General features: G+C 52.8%; 22 protein-coding genes and 1 rRNA gene. 1 reads left to right on the top strand and 22 read right to left on the bottom strand.

Going from position 1 to position 21613, the window contains the following annotated elements; all coding sequences use genetic code 11:
• Positions 1–11: 11 nt before the first annotated feature.
• From rplK to KJS42_RS22435, 14 genes are all read right to left on the bottom strand, one after another.
• A complete protein-coding gene (gene rplK / locus KJS42_RS22370; protein ID WP_016310704.1) occupies positions 12–437 on the bottom strand; it encodes a 50S ribosomal protein L11 in 426 nt (141 codons plus the stop codon).
• Between the two features lie 76 nt (positions 438–513).
• Positions 514–1047, bottom strand: a complete 534-nt coding sequence (gene nusG / locus KJS42_RS22375; RefSeq protein WP_193418668.1) for a transcription termination/antitermination protein NusG — start codon at positions 1045–1047, stop codon at positions 514–516.
• Positions 1048–1070: 23 nt separating this feature from the next.
• The gene (secE, locus tag KJS42_RS22380) at positions 1071–1262 is read right to left on the bottom strand and encodes a preprotein translocase subunit SecE (protein ID WP_009226623.1); all 192 of its coding nucleotides are present in this window, start codon (positions 1260–1262) and stop codon (positions 1071–1073) included.
• A 21-nt stretch (positions 1263–1283) separates the two neighbouring features.
• On the bottom strand, positions 1284–1433 hold the full coding sequence (gene rpmG, locus KJS42_RS22385) for a 50S ribosomal protein L33 (protein WP_071784256.1): 150 nt from the start codon (positions 1431–1433) through the stop codon (positions 1284–1286).
• A gap of 397 nt (positions 1434–1830) precedes the next feature.
• On the bottom strand, positions 1831–2484 hold the full coding sequence (sigH, locus tag KJS42_RS22390) for an RNA polymerase sporulation sigma factor SigH (protein ID WP_372491028.1): 654 nt from the start codon (positions 2482–2484) through the stop codon (positions 1831–1833).
• A gap of 158 nt (positions 2485–2642) precedes the next feature.
• Complete coding sequence (locus KJS42_RS22395; protein ID WP_155608368.1) at positions 2643–3164, bottom strand: NYN domain-containing protein; 522 nt, start codon at positions 3162–3164, stop codon at positions 2643–2645.
• 5 nt (positions 3165–3169) lie between these two features.
• Positions 3170–3922 (bottom strand): 23S rRNA (guanosine(2251)-2'-O)-methyltransferase RlmB, encoded by a 753-nt coding sequence (rlmB, locus tag KJS42_RS22400; protein WP_213624145.1) that lies wholly within the window; start codon positions 3920–3922, stop codon positions 3170–3172.
• 31 nt (positions 3923–3953) lie between these two features.
• The gene (locus tag KJS42_RS22405) at positions 3954–4334 is read right to left on the bottom strand and encodes a Mini-ribonuclease 3 (RefSeq protein WP_483311288.1); all 381 of its coding nucleotides are present in this window, start codon (positions 4332–4334) and stop codon (positions 3954–3956) included.
• A 200-nt stretch (positions 4335–4534) separates the two neighbouring features.
• Positions 4535–5941 (bottom strand): cysteine--tRNA ligase, encoded by a 1407-nt coding sequence (gene cysS, locus KJS42_RS22410; protein ID WP_213624146.1) that lies wholly within the window; start codon positions 5939–5941, stop codon positions 4535–4537.
• 769 nt (positions 5942–6710) lie between these two features.
• A complete protein-coding gene (gene cysE / locus KJS42_RS22415) occupies positions 6711–7370 on the bottom strand; it encodes a serine O-acetyltransferase (RefSeq protein WP_213624147.1) in 660 nt (219 codons plus the stop codon).
• Positions 7371–8071: 701 nt separating this feature from the next.
• Positions 8072–9532, bottom strand: a complete 1461-nt coding sequence (gltX, locus tag KJS42_RS22420) for a glutamate--tRNA ligase (protein ID WP_155608364.1) — start codon at positions 9530–9532, stop codon at positions 8072–8074.
• 56 nt (positions 9533–9588) lie between these two features.
• On the bottom strand, positions 9589–10077 hold the full coding sequence (gene ispF / locus KJS42_RS22425; protein WP_155608363.1) for a 2-C-methyl-D-erythritol 2,4-cyclodiphosphate synthase: 489 nt from the start codon (positions 10075–10077) through the stop codon (positions 9589–9591).
• A 264-nt stretch (positions 10078–10341) separates the two neighbouring features.
• Positions 10342–11040, bottom strand: a complete 699-nt coding sequence (gene ispD, locus KJS42_RS22430; protein WP_213624153.1) for a 2-C-methyl-D-erythritol 4-phosphate cytidylyltransferase — start codon at positions 11038–11040, stop codon at positions 10342–10344.
• Between the two features lie 76 nt (positions 11041–11116).
• Positions 11117–12205: a PIN/TRAM domain-containing protein gene (locus KJS42_RS22435; protein WP_193418656.1), complete on the bottom strand. Its 1089-nt coding sequence runs from the start codon at positions 12203–12205 to the stop codon at positions 11117–11119.
• 204 nt (positions 12206–12409) lie between these two features.
• On the opposite strand from KJS42_RS22435, the gene KJS42_RS22440 reads away from it, so the two are divergent.
• Complete coding sequence (locus KJS42_RS22440; protein ID WP_155608362.1) at positions 12410–12805, top strand: nucleoside triphosphate pyrophosphohydrolase family protein; 396 nt, start codon at positions 12410–12412, stop codon at positions 12803–12805.
• Between the two features lie 100 nt (positions 12806–12905).
• Here KJS42_RS22440 and pssA read toward each other — a convergent pair whose 3' ends face one another.
• The 8 genes from pssA to rrf form a co-directional block, all read right to left on the bottom strand.
• A complete protein-coding gene (gene pssA / locus KJS42_RS22445) occupies positions 12906–13637 on the bottom strand; it encodes a CDP-diacylglycerol--serine O-phosphatidyltransferase (protein ID WP_213624148.1) in 732 nt (243 codons plus the stop codon).
• A 50-nt stretch (positions 13638–13687) separates the two neighbouring features.
• A complete protein-coding gene (gene disA / locus KJS42_RS22450; RefSeq protein WP_155608360.1) occupies positions 13688–14764 on the bottom strand; it encodes a DNA integrity scanning diadenylate cyclase DisA in 1077 nt (358 codons plus the stop codon).
• An 11-nt stretch (positions 14765–14775) separates the two neighbouring features.
• Positions 14776–16143 carry a DNA repair protein RadA gene (radA, locus tag KJS42_RS22455; protein ID WP_213624149.1) on the bottom strand — a complete coding sequence of 456 codons (1368 nt, stop codon included), beginning with the start codon at positions 16141–16143 and terminating at the stop codon, positions 14776–14778.
• A gap of 237 nt (positions 16144–16380) precedes the next feature.
• A complete protein-coding gene (clpC, locus tag KJS42_RS22460; protein WP_155608358.1) occupies positions 16381–18825 on the bottom strand; it encodes an ATP-dependent protease ATP-binding subunit ClpC in 2445 nt (814 codons plus the stop codon).
• Between the two features lie 31 nt (positions 18826–18856).
• On the bottom strand, positions 18857–19915 hold the full coding sequence (gene mcsB, locus KJS42_RS22465; RefSeq protein ID WP_213624150.1) for a protein-arginine kinase McsB: 1059 nt from the start codon (positions 19913–19915) through the stop codon (positions 18857–18859).
• Positions 19916–19927: 12 nt separating this feature from the next.
• On the bottom strand, positions 19928–20452 hold the full coding sequence (mcsA, locus tag KJS42_RS22470) for a protein-arginine kinase activator protein McsA (protein ID WP_155608357.1): 525 nt from the start codon (positions 20450–20452) through the stop codon (positions 19928–19930).
• A gap of 71 nt (positions 20453–20523) precedes the next feature.
• A complete protein-coding gene (locus tag KJS42_RS22475) occupies positions 20524–20982 on the bottom strand; it encodes a CtsR family transcriptional regulator (protein ID WP_213624151.1) in 459 nt (152 codons plus the stop codon).
• A 547-nt stretch (positions 20983–21529) separates the two neighbouring features.
• A 5S ribosomal RNA gene (gene rrf, locus KJS42_RS22480) occupies positions 21530–21613 on the bottom strand; the annotation flags it as partial.

Genomic DNA, 21613 nt, shown 5'->3' on the forward strand with positions numbered 1-21613 from the left:
AGGATCCAAGATTAGTCTTGAATCGTGATGCCCATGCTGCGAGCGGTACCTTCAACCATACGCATAGCCGCTTCAACGGATGCTGCGTTCAGGTCAGGCATTTTTTGCTCCGCGATTTGACGAACGGTGTCGCGTTTCACGGTAGCCACTTTCTTCTTGTTCGGTTCGCCGGAACCCTTCTCGATCTTCGCTGCAACGCGAAGCAGAACGGCTGCCGGAGGAGTTTTGGTGATGAAAGTAAAAGAACGGTCTTCAAACACCGAAATTTCAACCGGAATGATCAAACCTGCTTGATCGGCGGTACGTGCGTTAAACTCCTTACAGAATGCCATGATGTTGACACCTGCTTGACCCAACGCCGGACCTACCGGAGGTGCAGGGTTCGCTTTACCTGCAGGAATTTGCAGTTTTACCACTTTAATAACTTTTTTCGCCATGTAAAACACCTCCTTGCCCTAATTGTGGTAGACGGAACTGATACCAGCCCCTCCCACTTTGAAACCCTAAGAAACCTTATATCTTCTCCACTTGAGTGTAATCCAGTTCAAGTGGGGTTTCTCGTCCAAACATGTTGACGTGAACCTTGACCTTGCTTTTCTCGGTCAGAATCTCTTCCACCGAGCCAACAAAATTGGCAAACGGACCAACTTTGATGCGCACGGATTCTTTGAGCTCGAATTCGATGACCGGCTTCGGCTCCTCCATCCCCATATGCGCCAAGATCTGTTCCACTTCTTCAGGGAGCAGCGGCGTAGGTTTGGAACCAGAACCCGTAGAGCCAACAAACCCGGTGACTCCCGGCGTGTTGCGAACAACATACCAAGAATCGTCGGTTTGGATCATTTCCACCAAGACATACCCGGGGTAAACTTTACGCATGACGGTCTTCTTCTTCCCGTCTTTGTTTACCACTTCTTCTTCCATCGGAACAAGAACGCGGAATATCTTGTCTTCCATGCCCATAGACTCGACGCGTTTTTCTAAATTGGCTTTGACTTTGTTCTCATACCCGGAATAGGTATGAACGACATACCATCTTTTTTCCATATCAAGCCACCTAGGGACCCTTCTTAAATTATCGCTTCGATCACAGCAGAGATGCCGATGTCCAGAACCCAAAAATAAATCGCGACAACGGTAATTGTACCGAGCACAATCAGCGTATAATTAGTCAGCTCTTTACGATTAGGCCAGCGAACCTTTTTAAGCTCAGCCCAGCTCTCAGAGAAAAAAGAAAACAACGACTTAAAACTACGTTTCATGCGCGACTACACCTCCAAAGACTATCTGGTTTCGCGATGAGGAACTTGCTCGTTACAGAACTTGCAAAATTTCTTCATCTCCATGCGGTCGGGGTGGTTACGCTTGTTTTTCGTTGTCGTGTAGTTTCTTTGTTTGCAATTCGTACAAGCCAACGTAATTATTACCCGCATGATGTGCACCTCCCGAAGACATTCTAAATGAGCTGTCTCTATATTGACCTAAATCAAATGTTTGTCACCTAAAAAAGGGAAACACAAAATTAGGCCTACCTAAAACACTTTATCACATGGCACTACCCGTGTCAACGAGACATCAAGCCAACCTCTTCGATTATTTATAGTATAGCTCACGAATTTGGAAGATAAACCCTTGAGAGAGAAATCCGTAGGGGAAACGCTGAAGAGAAGCAGGGGAGAAGAAACGGGATCCGGTTAGTAAATCCGCTTAGTTGCGGCCGTTCTGAATCTTTGGAGTGTCGATATTTTGTGGTAAAAAAAGGGCCTCCTGCAACCAGGCAACCCTTGAGTCTACTTGTTTATGTAAGACCTAATTAAAATGAAGATAAGTTCAAATGCTGCCGTCGCGCACTTCCAGATAACGTTCCAGCTTACGTTTTACGCGCTGCAGGGCATTATCGATCGATTTAACGTGGCGATTCAAATCCACTGCGATTTCCTGATAGGATCTACCGTCCAAATACAGCATCAGCACTTTACGCTCCAGATCACTGAGAATTTCGGACATCTTGTCCTCTAGGCCGGTAAACTCTTCTTGATTAATGATCAACTCTTCCGGATCACTCACCTGAGTGCCGCAAATGACGTCGAGTAACGTCCGATCCGATTCCTCATCGTAGATCGGCTTGTCCAATGAAACGTACGAGTTGAGTGGAATATGCTTCTGCCTCGTTGCCGTCTTAATCGCGGTGATAATTTGGCGCGTGATGCACAACTCCGCGAACGCTTTGAAAGAAGCGAGCTTATCCCCCCGAAAGTCCCGGATCGATTTGTAGAGTCCGATCATACCTTCCTGGATGATGTCTTCACGATCGGCGCCGATGAGAAAATAAGACCTAGCCTTGGCGCGCACGAAGCTCCGATACTTGTTAATCAAGTACTCCAACGCTTCACTGTCGCCTTCCCGAACCGCCTCGACAATGTCTTCGTCACTTTGGATCTCATAGTCAAACCTTACCCATGTTTCGAGTTTGACACTCACCACAAATCCCTCCGGCCGCAACGCACGGTTCCCCGTCACTCATTCAAGTAATACGAACAGTATATATGAAGGTGCATATTAGCGTCAACCGCAAAAGTACCAAAAGATGTAAAGTCGAACTTTGTCAAGGGCATTTGGTAGCAGAACTTGAGAATGCCCTTTCATTCCCTGCGCCATCGTTCGAACAGCTTACGCTGCTCTGGCGTCAGCTTGGCATCTAGTGTATTGCGGCTAGAATTCGCGCTGCGCTCGGCGATTTTAGCCTGGATTTCCTTCTCGCTTTGCTCCACTTGGATTAAGAGTTCTCGAGCCGATACCCGCAACGCCCCCTGACCAAAAATCACGTGTTGCTCTACCATATCGCTCGTTGCAACATAAATCTGCCGACGACGGTGCTTGAGCTCGCCGACCAGCCGTTCTATACATTCGTCCGCCGTTTCCTTCTCCTTCGTAAAATACATCTCTACCTTGTTTTGGGAATAGGCTTTCCCAAGCCCCGGAACCCGATAAGCATCAAAAACGACGATCACCTTTCTTCCAGAAAAGGCTTGATAATCGGCGAGCCGCTCAAGCAATCTGTCCCTTGCGGCCTGCAGGTCCCGTTTGGACAGTTCGGCCAGTTCAGCCCACCCACCGATCATGTTGTATCCGTCAACCAATAGCACATCGCGCAAATCGCGCATGGCCTTTATCCTTCAGCGCGTCGTCTGCGCAACACTTCGTACATGATAACCCCGGCGGCGACGGAGGCATTCAGGGAGTTAAGACGACCGTTCATCGGGAGCTTGACCAGAACGTCGCAAGTTTCCCGAACCAGCCGTCCCATGCCTTTGTTCTCATTGCCGATGACGATCGCCACCGGTCCGGTCAGCACGTTGCCGCTGCGATACATCTCTTCTTTTGCACCTACGTCCGTACCGACGATCCATACGCCCGCTTCCTTCAGTTGCTCCATCGTCTGCACCAGATTCGTCACCCGAGCGACGGGGATGTACTCCACGGCCCCGGCCGAGGTTTTGGACACGGTAGCCGTCACGGCTGCCGAGCGGCGTTTAGGGATGATCACCCCATGCACCCCCGTGCATTCGGCCGTCCGCAAAATCGAACCGAGGTTGTGCGGATCCTCGATCTCGTCCAGAATCAGCAAGAACGGGTCTTCGCCGCGTTCCTGCGCGCGGGCCAATAAATCCTCCACCTCCGCGTAGGCATACGGGGCAACCTGGGCAACTACGCCCTGATGCTGCAGGCCGGGTGCCATTTGGTCCAGCTTGCGTTTGTCCACGAACTGCACGATGATACCGTGTTTTTTGGCTTCAGCCACGATGGGCTGGGTCAGATGCTTTTGGGCGCCTTCGGCCACCCATATTTTATTGATCGTGCGGCCGGCATGCAGCGCTTCGAGCAGCGAATGTTTGCCGCCGATCCATTCTTGTTCCTCCATCGGAATCCTCCTATGCAATGGTGACGCGTCATTAACCGCGGTCCCGATAATTCTCCAAATCAGCGAATCCTTGGGCGATCAACCTGCGAAGGCGGTCATGCGCTCCAGTGTAATACAGGTACCCCACCAAGCTCTCAAAAGCGGTGGCGAGGCGATAATCCAGCACGTTGGCGTTCTTAGGCACCGTGCCGGATTTGGCGTTGCGCCCTTGGCGGACAATGTCCTTCTCTTCTTCGGTGAGCAGCGGCTCGATCAACTCTAGCAGCCGCGCCTGCGCCTTGGCCGAGACGTACTTCGTCGACTGGCCATGCAGATGGTGGGGCCGCAAATTCGGGCGGCCCATCACATGCTGGCGGACGGCGACCTCATAGACGGCGTCGCCGATGTAGGCGAGGGCCAGCGGCGGCAGCAGCCGGGCGGGCTTGGCGGGCGGGTCGGGGAACCAGAGCGCGGCGGATGTGCCGAGCTCTGAGGCTGCGGCCCCGCCTTCAGGAGCAAGGGGCGGCAGCGCGGCGGCGTTTTGGGACGTCGCGGTCTCTTCGCCGGGAGCCGTCTGCCCTGGCTGCGGCCCAGTCAGCGCCCCTTGCCCTGCGCCTGGCCCGTGCGGCCCGCTCATTTGCGCCGCCATCTCATGCCCTGCGGCGTGTCCTCGAGCACGATGCCCCGAGCGTCCAGCAGGTCGCGGATTTCGTCCGCACGGGTCCAGTTCTTGGCCTTCCTTGCTTCGGCCCGCTCCGCGATCAGCGCTTCGATCTCTTCGCCGGGCAGTTCAGTCTCCGGCGGCAATGCGATGCGCAGTACGCCGTTCATCTCCTCGAACAGCTTCAGCGCCGCTACAAGATCCCCGCGGCCGGCGACCGGCTGCTGCAGCAGCGTATTGACCTCGCTCACCCATTCGAACACCGCCGTAATTGCGTCCGGCGTGTTGAAGTCATCTTGCATTTTGGCGTGAAACAAAGCACGGACCGCCTCCAGCTTCTCGGCCCAATCTGGCGTGACCTGCGTCTCTCCGCCTTGTGGCGCCGCATTCATCCGATGACGAAGATTGTTTGCGGCATTGCTGATCCGCTCTACACTGCGTTCCGCCTGCTGCATCGTATCTTCCGAGAAGTTCAGCGGATTGCGATAATGGGTCGACAGCATGAAGTAACGGATGGCTTCCCGCTTGTATAGCGAGCGCAAATCCTTGACAAGTACGCCATTGCCAAGCGATTTGGACATCTTCTCCCCGTCTATGTTGATATATCCGTTATGCATCCAGTAATTCGCCAACGGCTTGCCGGTGGCGGCCTCCGACTGCGCTACCTCGCACTCGTGGTGAGGGAACTGCAGGTCCTGACCCCCGCCGTGGATATCCAGCGTATCGCCCAGTAATTGCCGGGACATTGCCGAGCATTCAATATGCCAGCCGGGGCGACCCTCGCCCCATGGACTACTCCAGTGAATTTCGCCGGGCTTGGCCGCTTTCCATAGCACGAAATCCTCTGGATTTTCCTTGCGATCGTCCACGTCAATGCGGATACCGAACTGCAGCTCGCCGATATTTTGTCCGGACAATTTGCCGTATTCCGGGAATTTGTTCGTACGATAGAACACGTCCCCGCCGCTTTCGTAAGCAAATCCCTTTTGTTCCAGGTCGCGGATAAAATCGATGATCACTTCCATGTTCTCCGTGACCCGCGGATTGGCTGTGGCGCGCGGAATCCCGAGACCATCCAAATCCTCGTAGTAGGCCTCAATGAACATCTCAGCCACTTCGGGTACGGTCAGGTTCATTTCTTCCGCTTTGCGAATCAGTTTATCGTCCACATCTGTAAAGTTTACGACGTAATTCACATCATATTGTTGATTCTCCAGGTAACTGCGCACCACGTCAAAAAAGATCATCGGCCGCGCGTTCCCAATATGAATATAACCGTAGACGGTAGGTCCGCAAACATACATCTTCACTTTTCCGGGCGTCAGGCTGACGAACTCTTCCTTGGCGCGGGTTAAGGTGTTATAAATCTGCAATCCCATACTGCACTTTCCTTCCTTGTAAGGTAGTTTTCAAATTGGCTTCCCATCACGAAGTATTTCAAGGGAGTGGACTCGGCGTCGAATCTTGAACTCAGTCGGTCGCTCCGTTGCTCACGTAGGCCTCCCTACGCTCCGCTACTCCCTCTCTCCTTCATCCAACCTTCTTGGTGCTGATAACCCCATTTGAAACCTTGATTTATCTAAGGTAGTTTTCAAATTGGCTTCCCATCACGAAGTATTTCAAGGGAGCGGACTCGGCGTCGAATCTTGAACTCAGTCGGTCGCTCCGTTGCTCACGTAGGCCTCCCTACGCTCCGCTACTCCCTCTCTCCTTCATCCAACCTTCTTGGTGCTGATAACCCCATTTGAAAACCTTGATTTATCTGAGGTCGTTTTCAAATTGGCTTCCCATCACGAAGTATTTCAAGGGAGTGGACTCGGCGTCGAATCTTGAACTCAGTCGGTCGCTGTCGACCGCTAACGGACTTCAGAGACGCTATTCTCCCATTTCCCGGGGATTTCCCGATTTAACGGACTCCATTGACCTTATTTCGCCCAATTCATATGCTAAGTCGCTGATCCAGGGCAAATAACGTCACCTCAGTCCGTTACAATGGAGACCGCTGGTAATCCAACAACATTAACGTCTCTGGAGTCCGTTATACTCGGAAACCACGATCGCATAACCGACTATATCAAGGGACCTCAAGTTCCGCTGTCCCGCCGGTCGTCCAGACTCCTCGCATAAAGATTTTCGCCTAGCAGTAGCTCACAGCTCACTCGGCTGCTTATCGCGAAGCTGCCCCCTGAGCTCGAGGACCTCGCCTCGCAGTTGTTCGATCTCGCGCTGCATCTCGCGCATCGCGTCAACCATCGGATCGGGCAGTTGATGGCTGAGGCGGTCCAGGCGTTTTCCGTCCTGGCGAACCACTTTGCCCGGAATGCCAACCACGGTGCTGCCGGTAGGCACCTCTTTCAGGACAACCGAGTTTGCTCCGATGTTCGCTTGGTCTCCGATCTTAAACGAACCAAGCACCTTTGCCCCCGACCCGATAACGACATTGTTGCCGACGGTCGGGTGGCGCTTGCCCTTTTCCTTACCGCTGCCGCCCAATGTGACTCCCTGATAGATAACCACATCGTCCCCGATTTCGCAAGTTTCCCCAATCACAACGCCCATCCCGTGGTCGATGAACAGCCGATTGCCGATCCGCGCTCCCGGATGGATCTCGATGCCGGTGAAAAACCGGCTGATCTGCGAAATCGTACGTGCAGCGGTATACCAGCGGCGGCGGTAAAAAAAGTGCGCAATCCGGTGACTCCAAATCGCATGCAGACCGGAATAGGTAAAGATCACTTCGAACCAGCTTCGTGCTGCCGGGTCGTTGTCGAACACCGCCTGGATATCGGATCGGATTCTTTTGAACATAGTTTCCCCCCACCTTCTATTCCTATCGCATACGGACAGATCCAATCAAAAAAGGCGCCCCTGCAGCTTTCGCTACAGAGACGCCTAACGACGCGGTTCCACTCTGCCTTGGATGAGCCAGCCTCGATAAAAAAGCCGACTCCTCCCTCTCAAGATCCTTAACGCGGACGAAACGGCGAAAGCTACTTCGCCTCTCTAGGCGAGTTCGCATTCGCGGCTCCCGGGTGCATTTCCGCCAGCGCGTATCCGGATAACTTCCAGCCTGGTAACTTCTTTGCGCGGTCCGCACCGAAGGGTCCCGGTTATCCTCTCTGGACGATACGGCTGATCGCGTACTTCTCCCGATCTATGCCGGTGGCATTAAGGCGGTTAATGGCCGCCAGTCATCTAGTTGTAAGGTATTCCTGCCTATATATTACCTAATGGACGGCCTACTGACAATGGTACCCGAAAAAAATACGTACCTAACGCTTATATCAAACGCTATCTGGGCGAAAAGGGCACTTGCTCTGCGCTAACGCTTACCTGCAACCTTATCCCCTTATTTTATCAACGAAAAGGGGAGGAATCGTCCCTATAAGCATACAAACAAGTGTTAGAAATGAAACAAGCCTCTTTTTCCAAAAATAAGCTTCCTGGCAAGCGTTAGCATAAGTACGAGCCTCAGACACTTTATCCCTGCGTCCAGTGACCCCGCCGCCTTACAAAGCAGCGATACGCGACTTCAACCGATCGATGACTTTGTCCTGTCCAAGCAGATAAATCGTCTGGTTCAAGTCGCGGCCATGCATCTGTCCGGTCAACGCCACGCGAATCGGCATGAATAGACCTTTGCCCTTGCTGCCCGTTTCCTTCTGTACCTCTTTGATCGAGGCGCCGATGTTCTCCACGCTGAATTCGGCAAGGCCTTCAATCTTCGCCAAAAACGCGGCAAGCACGGTCGGCACCTGCGGCTCCGCCAACACGGCGGCACCTTCTTCGTCTAACGCCGGCTCGTTGCGGAAGAACATCTCCGACAACTCCACAATATCGGAAGCCGCGGTCATTTGCTCTTGGTACAACGCGACGAGCGCCCCGGCCCATGCCTGCAGCTCCGGCGACAGCTCGACTGGAAGCTTGCCGGCCCGTTGCAAATGCGGGATGGCCAACGACGCAATCCGCTGCGGATCGGCGTTCTTGATATAGTGGTTGTTCAAATGGGCCAGCTTGTTCGTATCGAACACGGCCGGACTACGCGACAAGCGATTTGCGTCAAAGATCGAAATCAATTCATCCTTGCTGAAAATCTCTTCTTCTCCTTCCGGCGACCAGCCGAGCAGGGCGATAAAGTTAAACATCGCTTCCGGCAGATAACCAAGCTGATCATATTGCTCGATAAATTGAATCACCGATTCGTCGCGTTTGCTCAGCTTTTTGTGGTTCTCCCCAACGATCAAAGTCATATGGCCAAATACCGGCGGCTCCCAGCCAAACGCATCGTAGATCATGAGCTGACGCGGCGTATTGGACACATGGTCCTCTCCACGCAATACATGGGTAATGTTCATCAGATGATCGTCCAGTACGACCGCGAAGTTGTAGGTGGGGATTCCGTCTTTTTTCACGATAACAAAATCACCGCTAACCTCGGACTCGAACGAGATCGGACCTTTGACCAAATCGTCAAATGTAAACGTACGGCCTTCCGGAACGCGGAAGCGAATGCTGTACTGACGGCCTTCAGCGTCAAACGCAGCTAGCTGCTCAGGCGTCAAGTGACGGCACTTCCCGGAATACCGAGGGGTTTCGCCGCGAGCCATTTGCTCTTCCCGCTCCTTCTCCAGCTCCTCTTCCGTACAGTAGCAACGATACGCCAGACCCCGGTCCAACAAGTCCTGTACCAGTGGACGGTACAAATCTAGACGCTCCGTTTGCCGGTACGGCCCGTAGTTCCCGCCGACGTCCACGCTTTCGTCCCAATCCATGCCTAACCACTTGAGGTAGGTCAGTTGGTTTTCCTCGCCACCGGCCACGTTGCGCTTCACGTCCGTATCCTCGATGCGGATAATGAATTTCCCCCCGTGATGTCTAGCAAATAAATAATTGAACAACGCCGTTCTGGCGTTCCCGATATGTAAATGACCCGTCGGACTTGGCGCATAGCGCACGCGGACTTCAGCCATTTCAATCCCTCCCTAAATTGCAGTTCTTCATGATATGAAAAAAAGCTCGATGCAAGTTACGATGATAGCACATTCTGCACAAGACACACAATGCATTGTGCCGCAATCCCTTCGCCGCGTCCGGTAAACCCGAGCTGTTCCGTGGTGGTGGCTTTCACATTGACGAGCTCCGGCTCCGTCCCCAGTGTACGAGCAATGACCTCAACCATTTGCGGAATGTATGGGGCCATCTTCGGCTTTTGCGCGATAATCGTTGCGTCCAGGTTGCCGAGACGGTAACCTTTCTCAACCGCCATGTCCCACACCCGCTGCAACAGAACTACGCTATCCGCATCTTTGAACGCCGGATCGGTGTCCGGGAAATGACGCCCGATATCTCCGAGACCTATCGCACCCAAAATCGCGTCACTGATCGTATGCAGCAACACGTCGGCATCGGAGTGTCCCAGCAATCCTTTCTCATAAGGTATATGCACCCCGCCGATGATACACGGCCTGCCCTCCACGAGCTGATGCACGTCGAAGCCTTGTCCTACTCTAAACATCCTTCCCATCCTCTCCCAGTCATCTTTTAATCACGAAGTAACTCGAGGAAGTCTTTCGACGTCGAATCTTGAATTCAGTCGATCGCTCCGTTGCTCACGTAGGCCTACCTACGCTCCGCTACTCACTCCCTCCTTCATCCAACCTTCTCGGTGCTTAAAACCTGACTTCCTTTTAATCACGAAGTAACTCGAGGAAGTCTTTCGACGTCGAATCTTGAATTCAGTTGATCGCTCCGTTGCTCACGTAGGACTACCTACGCTCCGCTACTCCCTCTTCCCCCGGATAAACTCCGCATAACCCAGATCCTCGGGTGTCGTGATCTTAATATTGTCGTAAGCCCCTTCCACCAGCTTAACGGAGATGCTCAGCCGTTCGACCAACATCGCGTCGTCGGTGCCGACGAATTCATCCTCCGCAGCCCGCTCATGGGCTGCCAGCAGGTCAGCGCGACGAAAAGCCTGCGGCGTCTGAATCGCCCACAGACTCCGCCGGTCCAGTGTTGCCGCGACCCATCCCTGTTCGTCCGCCAGTTTGATCGTATCCTTCACGGGTACGGCGAGCACGGCGGCTCCATACGTTCTGGCCGCTTCACAACAAGCCGTAATCTGTTCTCTCGTGACAAAAGGGCGGACACCGTCATGCACCAGTACCCAAGGTGTGCTGAGAGACAGCAATCCTTGGCGCACCGAGTGTTGACGTTCAGCCCCGCCCGGAATAACTTGTATTTGCTCGGCCATGCCATACTCGGCAATCCATGACCGGCACCGGTCCACATCCTGTTCCCCGGTGACAAGCACGATTTGCGAAATCGACGGATGACGGTGAAAAACCTCCAGTGTATGGATAAAGATCGGCTTGCCGTCCAGCATAAGATACTGCTTGCTTTCCACCGTTCCCATACGCGTACCGCGGCCTGCCGCCACCACGATGACTCCCGTATCGCCGCTTGCTTGTAAACCCATCATGTTCTGCCTCACCTTTGTCCGGAATTCACCCGCGCCGCGGCCAGCGCAGCGTAGTTAATCCCATCATACCGAATTACTGCGCTTTTTCCAACAGTTTTGGCTTGGCAAAAATCATTCGTCCCGCCGAAGTCTGCAGCACGCTCGTGACCAGCACCTCCGTAATGGTGCCGATGTAATCGCGTCCGCCTTCCACGACGATCATCGTTCCGTCATCCAAATAAGCGACACCTTGTCCATGCTCCTTGCCGTCCTTGATCACCTGGACCATAATTTCCTCGCCAGGCAGCACGACCGGCTTGACCGCATTGGCCAAATCGTTGATGTTCAGCACGGATACGCCCTGCAGCTCGCACACCTTGTTCAGGTTGAAGTCGTTGGTCACCACTTTCCCCTGCAGGACTTTCGCCAGCTTGACCAGTTTGCTGTCGACCTCGGAGATTTCCTCGAAATCCCCTTCATAGATCATGACTTTGACGTCCAGCTCTTTCTGGATCTTGTTCAAAATATCCAGTCCCCGCCGCCCACGGTTCCGCTTGAGCAGATCCGAGGAATCGGCGATATGCTGCAACTCCTCCAGCACGAATTCCGGAATAACGATCGTCCCTTCAATGAAGCCGGTTTTGCAGATGTCAGCGATCCGCCCGTCGATAATGACGCTGGTATCCAAAATTTTGTGTTCTTCCGCCCAACGCTCCTCTTCCGGAACGGACGCTCCCCATTTGCCGGATTTCCAAAGTGAGGACAGCTCTTCCTTCTTGGCCAGTCCGACGTATAGCCCAATGTAGCCAAACAACGCCGATACCGCGAATTGAGCCATGCTCTCCAGCGTACCGAGCCAGGACAGCAGGGGATAGACCGTTAAGGAAAGAAGAAGTCCCGCAGTCAAACCGGCCGCACCGGCAGCCATTTCATTCATCGGAATCCGCGTCAAAGCGGAAATCCACGATTTCACTCTGGAAGAAACGACGTCTGCAGCCAAGGAGAACAGGAACAAGAACAGTAGCGCGCCGGCTGCGGCCCAGATCAAATTTGCCGCGATCGGGTTCATTTCACGAAACCAGTCACTGGCGGCACCCGGTAGCACACCGGACACACCGCCGGTCGTGTAACCGAACCAAGCCCCGCATAAACCGGCTAGAATCATTAAGTATTTTTTCAGCACGTCTCTCTTCACCTCCTAGTTAAGTATCTTCTTTAGCCAGTATGAACCAATTTGGGGGCACATAATCCGTAGACGATAACTTTTTTACCAAAAAATAACCAATCCATATTCAAACACAGCCCTTGGCTATGGGATTTCAGGTTGATCTTGGAGGAAAAGGTGGAATATAATGAATTCAATTCATAATATTGAGGTGGATGGAAAATGAGCGCACCAAGCCTTCAGTCTTTTCAAGAACAAGTTTCTGAATTGTTGCTCCGTCACCGCAGCCTGTTGGACGTCATGTCGAAGATGGGACAAACCAACGCCGCTGCTGTCCGTTCCGTGACCAAATCGGTAACCGAATGCGGTTGCATCGAGCTGCATGCCACCAAACAAGACTTCGAGCCTGGCATGGATTTGCAACACGCCAAAGAAACGATCGCCAAGCATGTTCATGGCGAACTGTGCGAAAATTGCCGGGATGCGATTACGAATGAGCTTGGACGTAACCTTTTCTATATGTCCGCCCTTTGCAATCTGCTGGGGATCAATATGGAGGAAATCGTGGAGCGCGAGTCGCAGAAATGCGCTACGCTGGGGTTATTCAACTTATCGTAAACGTAAACGTAAATGTTAATGTGTATATCAAAAAGGCATCGATCCATTCCGCCCGCGGGAGATCCATGCCTTTTTCGTATAGTTATAGGGTTATTCGTTCTTAACGCTTCGGACGATACATTTCCTGGGCATCGGCATCCTCGTCCTGATGTTTACGGCGAAGCAACCGATTGATGTTCTGACGTAAACCGTAAACTGCGTAAATGACCAAGGGGATAAAAATAAGCTTCGCCATCTGATCCGGAAATACGACGGCGATAACCACTGCAAAGATCACGACAAGCGGCGTATACGCGATCGCCTTTTTCGGCAGACCGATTTTCTTGAAATTCGGATATCTGACCGTACTGATCATCAAATACGATAACAGCAGCATGGACACGATGAAATAAGGCGCCGATATTTCTCTGTAAAACAGCGACAGCGTGGCCAGAACTCCGCCTGCAGCCGGAATCGGCAAACCAATGAAGTAACCCGGAGCTCCCTTCTGAACATTAAACCGGGCGAGCCGCAGCGCTCCGCACATCGGAAAAATGATCGTAACGGCCCAAGCAACACCGGAAGGAACGCTGTGAAATGAGATCAAGTACATAATGAGTGCCGGAGCGATACCAAATGAAATTAGATCTGATAATGAATCGAGTTCCTTCCCGAACTCGCTTTGAGCGTTCAGCGCACGGGCGACCCGTCCATCCAAACCATCGAGCAGCATAGCGACAATTACCATGATGGCGGCCAGGCTGAAGCGGCCTTCCATTGCCAGCATGATGGCCAGCATTCCGAGAACCATGTTTCCTAACGTAAACAGGTTCGGAATCGATTTCGTTATCATCTCTTCACCTCGAGTAGATATTCCTGAACCATTCATTGATGATAGGTGATTTAAATTTGTCTGTCAATGAATACCTGTTCCTGAAGACGTTTGAGCCCTTCTTTGATGGAACGGGCGCGCACCTCACCAATACCGTCAACCTCATCCAGCTCCTCGATGCTGGCCATCATCACGTTCGGCAAGCAGTCAAAGCGTTCGACCAGATTGTGAATGATGACATTCGGTAAGCGGGGGATTTTGTTCAAGACACGGTACCCGCGTGGTGCTATCAATTCCTCCGAAGTCGCGGCAGAGGAAGGATATCCTAAGAGCTTGGTAATGTGATTGTCGTCCAGGAGCTCATCGTCGGTGGAACGTTTGAGTCCCATAATAATTTCCCGGATCGCTTCGTCCTGATCCTCTTTGGCATAATCTTTGTACAAGAGCCATGCTTCTTCTTCCATGTTGCTGACCAGTTCCTCCATCTGCATGCTGATCAGCCGCCCTTCCGTACCTAATTCATTGATGAATCGCTTGATCTCCATCTTGATCCGGATCACCATCTCCACCCGCTGGATCACATTGATCACCTCAGGCAAGGAGACCAGCTCTTCAAATTCGGAGGCCGTTAAATTCGTTAAGGCTTGATTCAAGACAGACCGGTATTTCTCCAGCGTCTGAATCGCCTGGTTGGCTTTGGTCAGGATGACGCCAATTTCCTTCAGAGCGTACCGTAATCCCCCTTGGTAAAGGGTAATGATGTTACGGCGCTGGGAGATAGAGACGACCAGCTTGCCCGTCTGTTTGGCCACCCGTTCCGCGGTACGGTGGCGAATGCCCGTTTCAGAGGATGCGATCGAGGAGTCCGGGATGAGCTGTGTATTTGCATACAAAATCCGTTTCAAATCCTCGCTAAGGATGATCGCCCCGTCCATTTTGGCCAGCTCATAGAGATAGTTTGGGGAGAAATCACAGTTGATGGAGAAGCCCCCCTCGACGACCTCCATCACCTCCGGGCTGTAACCGACGACGATCAGGCCCCCGGTCTTAGCCCGCAGCACGTTTTCAAGGCCGTCGCGAAAAGCCGTCCCCGGCGCAACAAGCCTCAACAAATCGTTCATTTTCTCTGCTTGGGTAGTTTCCTTCATCTCAATGCCCCCTAATCTAACGCAACAGCTAGCGCATCTGCAACGGTATTTACGCCAATCAATTGAATCTCTTGCGGTCCCTTCCACCCCTTCATGCTTTTCTCCGGCAAAATCACCCGTTTAAAGCCGAGCTTGGCCGCTTCCTTTACGCGCTGCTCCGCCCGGGAGACCGCCCGAACTTCGCCGGTCAAGCCAACTTCTCCGAAAAACACATCGTACGGCTTGGTCGGCAGGTCACGGAAGCTGGAAGCGACGCTAACCGCAATCGCTAAATCGACCGCCGGTTCGTCCAGCTTCACTCCACCAGCCAGGTTGACGTAAGCGTCCTGATTTTGCAGGAATAGGCCCATTCGCTTCTCGAGCACCGCAAGGATCAAGTTCATCCGCTGATAGTCCACGCCGGTTGCCATCCGTCTTGGTGAAGGGAAATGGGTGGCCGCGATCAAGGCTTGCAGTTCGACCAGCATCGGGCGCGTCCCCTCCATACTGGCGACGACGGTCGAACCCGCCACGCCGAGCGGGCGTTCGGATAGAAACAGCTCCGACGGATTCGCCACCTCCGCCAGTCCGGATTCGTTCATCTCAAAAATCCCAATTTCGTTGGTCGAACCAAAGCGATTCTTAACCGCCCGTAGGAGCCGGTAGGAATGATGGCGTTCACCTTCGAAATACAGTACGCAGTCGACCATATGCTCCAGCATACGAGGTCCGGCGATAGCTCCCTCTTTGGTCACGTGACCGACTAGTACCGTAGCGATCCCCTGCCCTTTGGCTATTCGCATAAACCGCGCCGTACATTCACGTACCTGCGATACGCTGCCGGGGGCACTGGTAACTTCGGGCAAATAGACCGTTTGGATCGAATCGATCACCAAAAAATCGGGTTTTACTTCGTCGATCGCTTCTTCAATTCCGTCCATACTGCTCTCACACAAAACGAATAACTCCGGGGACAATGTCCCGAGCCGCTCCGCCCGCAGCTTCGTCTGACGAACGGATTCCTCGCCTGAGATATACAGAACCTTCAGACCAGAGCGGGCCATTTCATGTGAAGTTTGCAGCAGCAAAGTCGACTTGCCGATCCCGGGGTCCCCACCGACCAGGACCAGTGAGCCCGGCACAACGCCGCCGCCGAGTACTCGATTCAGTTCCCCGATCCCCGTTTGGATCCGCGGTTCTTTGCCGCTCTCTATATTTATGATTGACTGCGGCTTTTCTTTCGCATGAAATATCCCGGAATTCATCCCTTGCGTTTTGACGGTTTTCTCCACTTCTTCCACCATGGAGTTCCACGCGCCGCACCCCGGGCATTTTCCGTACCATTTAGGCGATTCATGGCCGCATTCGGAGCAGAAAAACTTATGTTTTACTTTAACCATTTATCTCACCTTCTCGCCACTGCAAAATTTGACAGACCTAGCCGACACCGTATTCGTCATGGTACCTAAAATTTTACCATCCTTTCGGGTTTATCGAAAGTGATCCGAGCGCTGCCGCCAGGAGTGGCGGGATAAAAAAAGCAGCTTCCAAAGCATCGCCTTGGAAGCTGCCTTTAACTTATTTCATCGGCTTAAACGTTACGGATTTGTAGGATTTACCAACAATTTTTATTCGCGTTACGCATTTTTTACGTAAGTTCCCGTACGCTCCACCTTCAGGGCGCCGTTCTCTTCGTCGATCGTTAGCGAGTCGCCCTTCTTGACGTTACCGGTTAACAGCTCCTCGGACAAACGGTCTTCGATATGCTTCTGGATCGCCCGACGCAGCGGACGTGCTCCATACGCAGGATCGTAGCCCTCTTTAGCCAGGAACTCCTTCGCCTTATCCGTCAAGGTAAAGTCGACGTCATATTCGCGCAGACGTTTACGCAATTCTTCGGCCATGAGCGTGACGATTTGGCCGATATGCGCTTCCTCGAGCGAATGGAAAACGATGATCTCATCGATCCGGTTGAGGAATTCGGGACGGAAGCTCTTCTTCAGCTCTTCCATCACTTTGCCCTTCATGTTGTCGTAATCCGCACCGGAATCTTGCACGGCGGTGAAGCCAAGACGCGTATTTCGTTTGATGGCTTCGGCGCCGACATTTGAGGTCAAGATGATCAGCGTATTACGGAAATCGACTACGCGGCCTTTGGAGTCGGTCAGTCGGCCATCCTCCAATACCTGCAGCAGAATGTTAAACACTTCCGGATGTGCCTTCTCGATTTCATCCAGCAGAACAACGGAATACGGTTTGCGGCGAACCTTCTCGGTCAGTTGCCCGCCTTCTTCGTACCCGACATATCCTGGAGGCGCACCAACGAGTCGTGCCGTGGAGTGTTTCTCCATGTACTCGGACATGTCAATGCGGATTACGGCGTTTTCGTCGCCGAACATCGCTTCCGCCAATGCGCGGGCCAGCTCCGTTTTACCAACCCCCGTAGGACCTAAGAAGATGAAGGAGCCCATCGGACGTTTTGGATCCTTGAGGCCTGCGCGCGCCCGGCGGATTGCCCGGCTGACCGCCTTAACTGCTTCTTCTTGACCGATTACGCGCTCATGCAGGATACTCTCCATATTGAGCAGGCGTTCGGTTTCTTCTTCCTTCAGCTTGTTGACCGGAATCCCCGTCCAGCTGGCGACCACCTGGGCGATATCCTCTGGCGTCACTTCGGAATCGGTGCGTCCTTGTTTTTCTTTCCATTGATTTTTGGTGATATCCAGCTCTTCACGGATCTTCTGCTCCGTATCGCGCAGCGCAGCCGCTTTCTCAAATTCCTGGCTTTGCACCGCAGCGTCCTTCTCCTTACGGATATCATCCAGACGGCTCTCCAGTTGCTTCAGATTCGGCGGTACCGTATACGAGTTCAGCCTTACCTTCGAACCCGCCTCGTCGATCAAGTCAATCGCTTTATCCGGCAGGAACCGGTCTTGAATATAACGGTCGGACAATTTAACTGCCTGCTCAATCGCCTCGTCGGTGATTTTCACCCGATGATGCGCTTCGTAACGATCGCGCAACCCGTGCAGGATGAGAATCGCTTCATCCACCGATGGCTGATCCACCGTGATCGGTTGGAACCGACGTTCCAGTGCCGCGTCTTTCTCAATATATTTCCGATATTCGTCGAGCGTGGTAGCGCCGATGCATTGCAGCTCGCCGCGGGCCAGCGCTGGCTTCAAGATATTCGAAGCGTCGATCGCGCCCTCCGCGCCGCCAGCCCCGATCAGGGTGTGCAATTCATCGATAAAGAGGATGATATTGCCGGCCTGACGAATTTCGTCCATGATTTTTTTCAAGCGGTCCTCAAATTCGCCGCGGTATTTCGTACCGGCAACGACGGAGCCCATATCCAGCGTCATCACGCGTTTGTCGCGTAGCGTCTCTGGAATTTCGTTATTGATGATCTTTTGTGCAAGACCTTCGGCGATGGCCGTTTTCCCGACGCCAGGTTCCCCGATTAGCACCGGATTGTTCTTCGTCCGGCGGCTCAGCACCTGAATCACCCGTTCAATCTCTTTGCTGCGGCCGATGACCGGATCCAAATTGCCCTCTTTGGCCGAAGCCGTCAAGTCGCGAGCCAAGCTGTCTAGTGTCGGCGTGTTCACGTTAGTTGGGGTTCCATGATGACTGGACACCGCTTCGCTGCTGCCCAGCAACTGCAGCACTTGTTGGCGCGCCTTGTTCAGGCTGATGCCGAGGTTATTCAGTACACGGGCGGCTACGCCTTCCCCTTCACGAATCAGGCCGAGCAAAATATGCTCCGTGCCGACATAAGTATGGCCGAGCTTACGCGCTTCATCCATGGACAGCTCGATGACCTTTTTGGCGCGCGGCGTATAAGCGATATTGGTCGGTTGTTCCTGTCCACGGCCGATCAGCGTTTCCACTTCGTCTTGTATTTTCTCGAGTCCCAGACCCAATCCGATCAGCGCCTTGGCGGCAATGCCTTCACCCTCACGGATCAATCCGAGCAGCACATGTTCCGTCCCGATATTGTTATGTCCCAGCCTTACGGCTTCTTCCTGGGCCAACGCCAGTACCTTTTGGGCACGTTCCGTAAATCTTCCAAACATCATCTTCTCCTACACCTCCATAGTAGTCCTCTCGTTATTTCCCCATGCGCTCTCGAATGAGTTTAGCGCGGTACATATCCCTTTCCCCCGGGGACATACTGCCACTGAATTTTTTTTGCAAAAATCCAGGCTGCGTCAACACGTTCAGTTCATTGAGCGCCTGCGCCGACACGCCTTCGATAATCCCCAAGTCTACGCCAAGCCGGACATCAGATAACCGCTGAGCGGCTTCCTTCGAGTCGATGATGTACGCCTGTGACAATATTCCGTAAGAACGCATGACCCGGTCCATCATCCGCAGGCGTGATTCGCCGATCAGCTTTTCTCTTGCCGTCTTCTCATGCTGAATGATCTGCAGCACCACGCCATATAAATTTTCGATGATCTCAGCTTCACTTTGTCCTAGTGTAATCTGATTTGAGATTTGAAACAAGTTGCCCATGGCCTCGCTGCCTTCGCCGTAGATCCCTCGGACGGTTAAACCGACCTGCGATACCGCGGATAAAATGCGGCCGATCTGCTGTGTCAGTGCCAAGGCCGGCAAATGCATCATGACTGAAGCGCGAAGCCCCGTACCCACATTCGTCGGACAACTGGTTAGGTAACCCCGACGATCGTCAAAAGCGTAATCCACATGCGATTCAAAAATGTCGTCGATCGCCGTCGCTTTTTCCCAAGCCTCTTGGACTTGCAGACCCGGATACAGACACTGGATGCGCAAATGATCCTCTTCATTAACCATGATGCTGAGGCTTTCATCTTCGCTAATGAAGACCGCCCCATTTCTGGAGTCGTTCGCTAAGTTGGGACTGATCAAGTGCTTCTCAACCAGCACCCGCTTATCCAGTTCATCCAAGTCCGCAAGGAGGATCGGGTACAGTTGGCCTTGAGCCTGAAGCTGTTCGTCGTCCAGAACCTCCTGAAGCAGCTTCAGCACCTCCTCCGATTGCGTGTTGGTGGCCAACATTGGGAAGGGTTGATGAAGCACGTTGCGGGCGATCCGTACCCGGCTGCTCATCACGATATCCGACTCTTTGCCTTCTTGGCTCATCCATTCGCTAAGCGGCTGTTCAGTAAAACGGAGATTGGTCACCCTGCATCCCTCCTACTCTGCGGATATGTTCTTCTCAAGCTCGCGAATTTGGTCCCGCAGCGCCGCAGCCTCCTCAAATTCCTCCTGGAGGATCCGGTACTGCAGCTCACGGCGGAGATCATCGAGCTTACGCTTCACTTGAATGTGACCGCCGGTCCGTTTCGGGACTTTCCCGACGTGGACGGTATTCCCATGCACTTTCTTAAACAAAGGATCCAGACGATCGTTAAAATATTTGTAGCACGAGCTGCATCCAAAACGTCCGATTTTGCTAAACTGGGAATACGTCATGCCGCATTCTTCGCAGCGCAGATGTTCTGGCGTACTAGGCCCGGAAACTTGACCTTTGTTCGACGGACTCAAATCGAGAAAGCCCGATAGCAGGTTATGAATCGAAAAGCCACCCGAAGTGCCGGGAATCAGCTCCCCTTTTTCCCTGGCGCAACTTTCACAGAAATGAAACTCCGTCTTCTCGCCATTGACGATCTTCGTAAAATGCAAGGTTGCCGGGCGTTTGCCGCATTCTTGGCATTGCATCGCACGTCCCTCCTTACGGGATAGACTAAGACAGTAGATCCTTATACCTGTATTCCTTGATATTGATGTTGCTAACTCAACAAAGAGATTAACATCGCTTTCATCATCCTAGCCCGGATCTGGTCGCGATAGGGCAGCTTAATCGCCAACACTTCGCGAGATACCGCCGAGCGCATTAAAGCGGCCTCCCGAGGGGTCAAAAAGCGGGCTTCCTCCAGGCGATAAATCAACCCTTCCGCCGCGGATTGCCCGATCTCGTCACCGATCGTTTCATGCAAATGCGTGTGCAGCGACGTTGGACCAGGCAGTTGAATTCGCCGAATCCGAACGTAACCGCCGCCGCCGCGTTTGCTCTCGACCAGGTACCCTTTCTCCAGAGTAAAGCGGGTGCTGATAACATAATTGATTTGCGACGGCACGCAGGAAAATTGGTCGGCAAGTTCGTTACGCTGAATCTCTATAGTCCCCTCCGGACTTTCATGCAAAATACTCTTGAGATATTTCTCAATGATATCGGAGATATTACGCATCACTCATCCTCCATTATTCCACACGTGAATCTCTTGTTGCGACTTTGCGGTATTTCATTCTTGCTCGTCAAGTCCCGTCAAAATAAACGATTTCCGTTTGTAGTTGACTTTGACTTTCTTTGACTTTATCAACATTATACCATAATTTAATGATTTGCCAAGGGGGATGCGTTGTCCTTTTCAGTGTGGGCGTGTGAGGTGGAAAATATTCGTGGTTAAGCGTATGAGAAAACCGTCCGGTTGGTGCCGAACGGTCTAGAATTTGGAGCGTGTTACAGGATACATACGGGTAAGTCACCTCTTCGCTAATTCCTGCAAAAATACAGTTATTCGAGAAGCTGACTGCCGATTTATCAAAATACCTGCAAAAGTGCAGGCTTTTGAGGCCCAAGCGCCTCATATACACCGAATCGAAAAAAATTACCTGCACTTTTGCAGGCTTTCGCCCATGACGAGCGACTTTCTCGAAAATAACTGCACTATTGCAGTTTTTCCTCGGGAGTGCAAAAAGAGCACTACCGAATGAACGGTAGTGCTCTTTCCCTTTGCTTGGCGGCGTCCTACTCTCCCAGGACCCTTCGGTCCAAGTACCATCGGCGCTGGAGGGCTTAACGGTCGTGTTCGGGATGGG

The organism is Paenibacillus sp. J53TS2 (genome assembly GCF_018403305.1).
Taxonomy (GTDB): domain Bacteria; phylum Bacillota; class Bacilli; order Paenibacillales; family Paenibacillaceae; genus Fontibacillus; species Fontibacillus rhizolycopersici.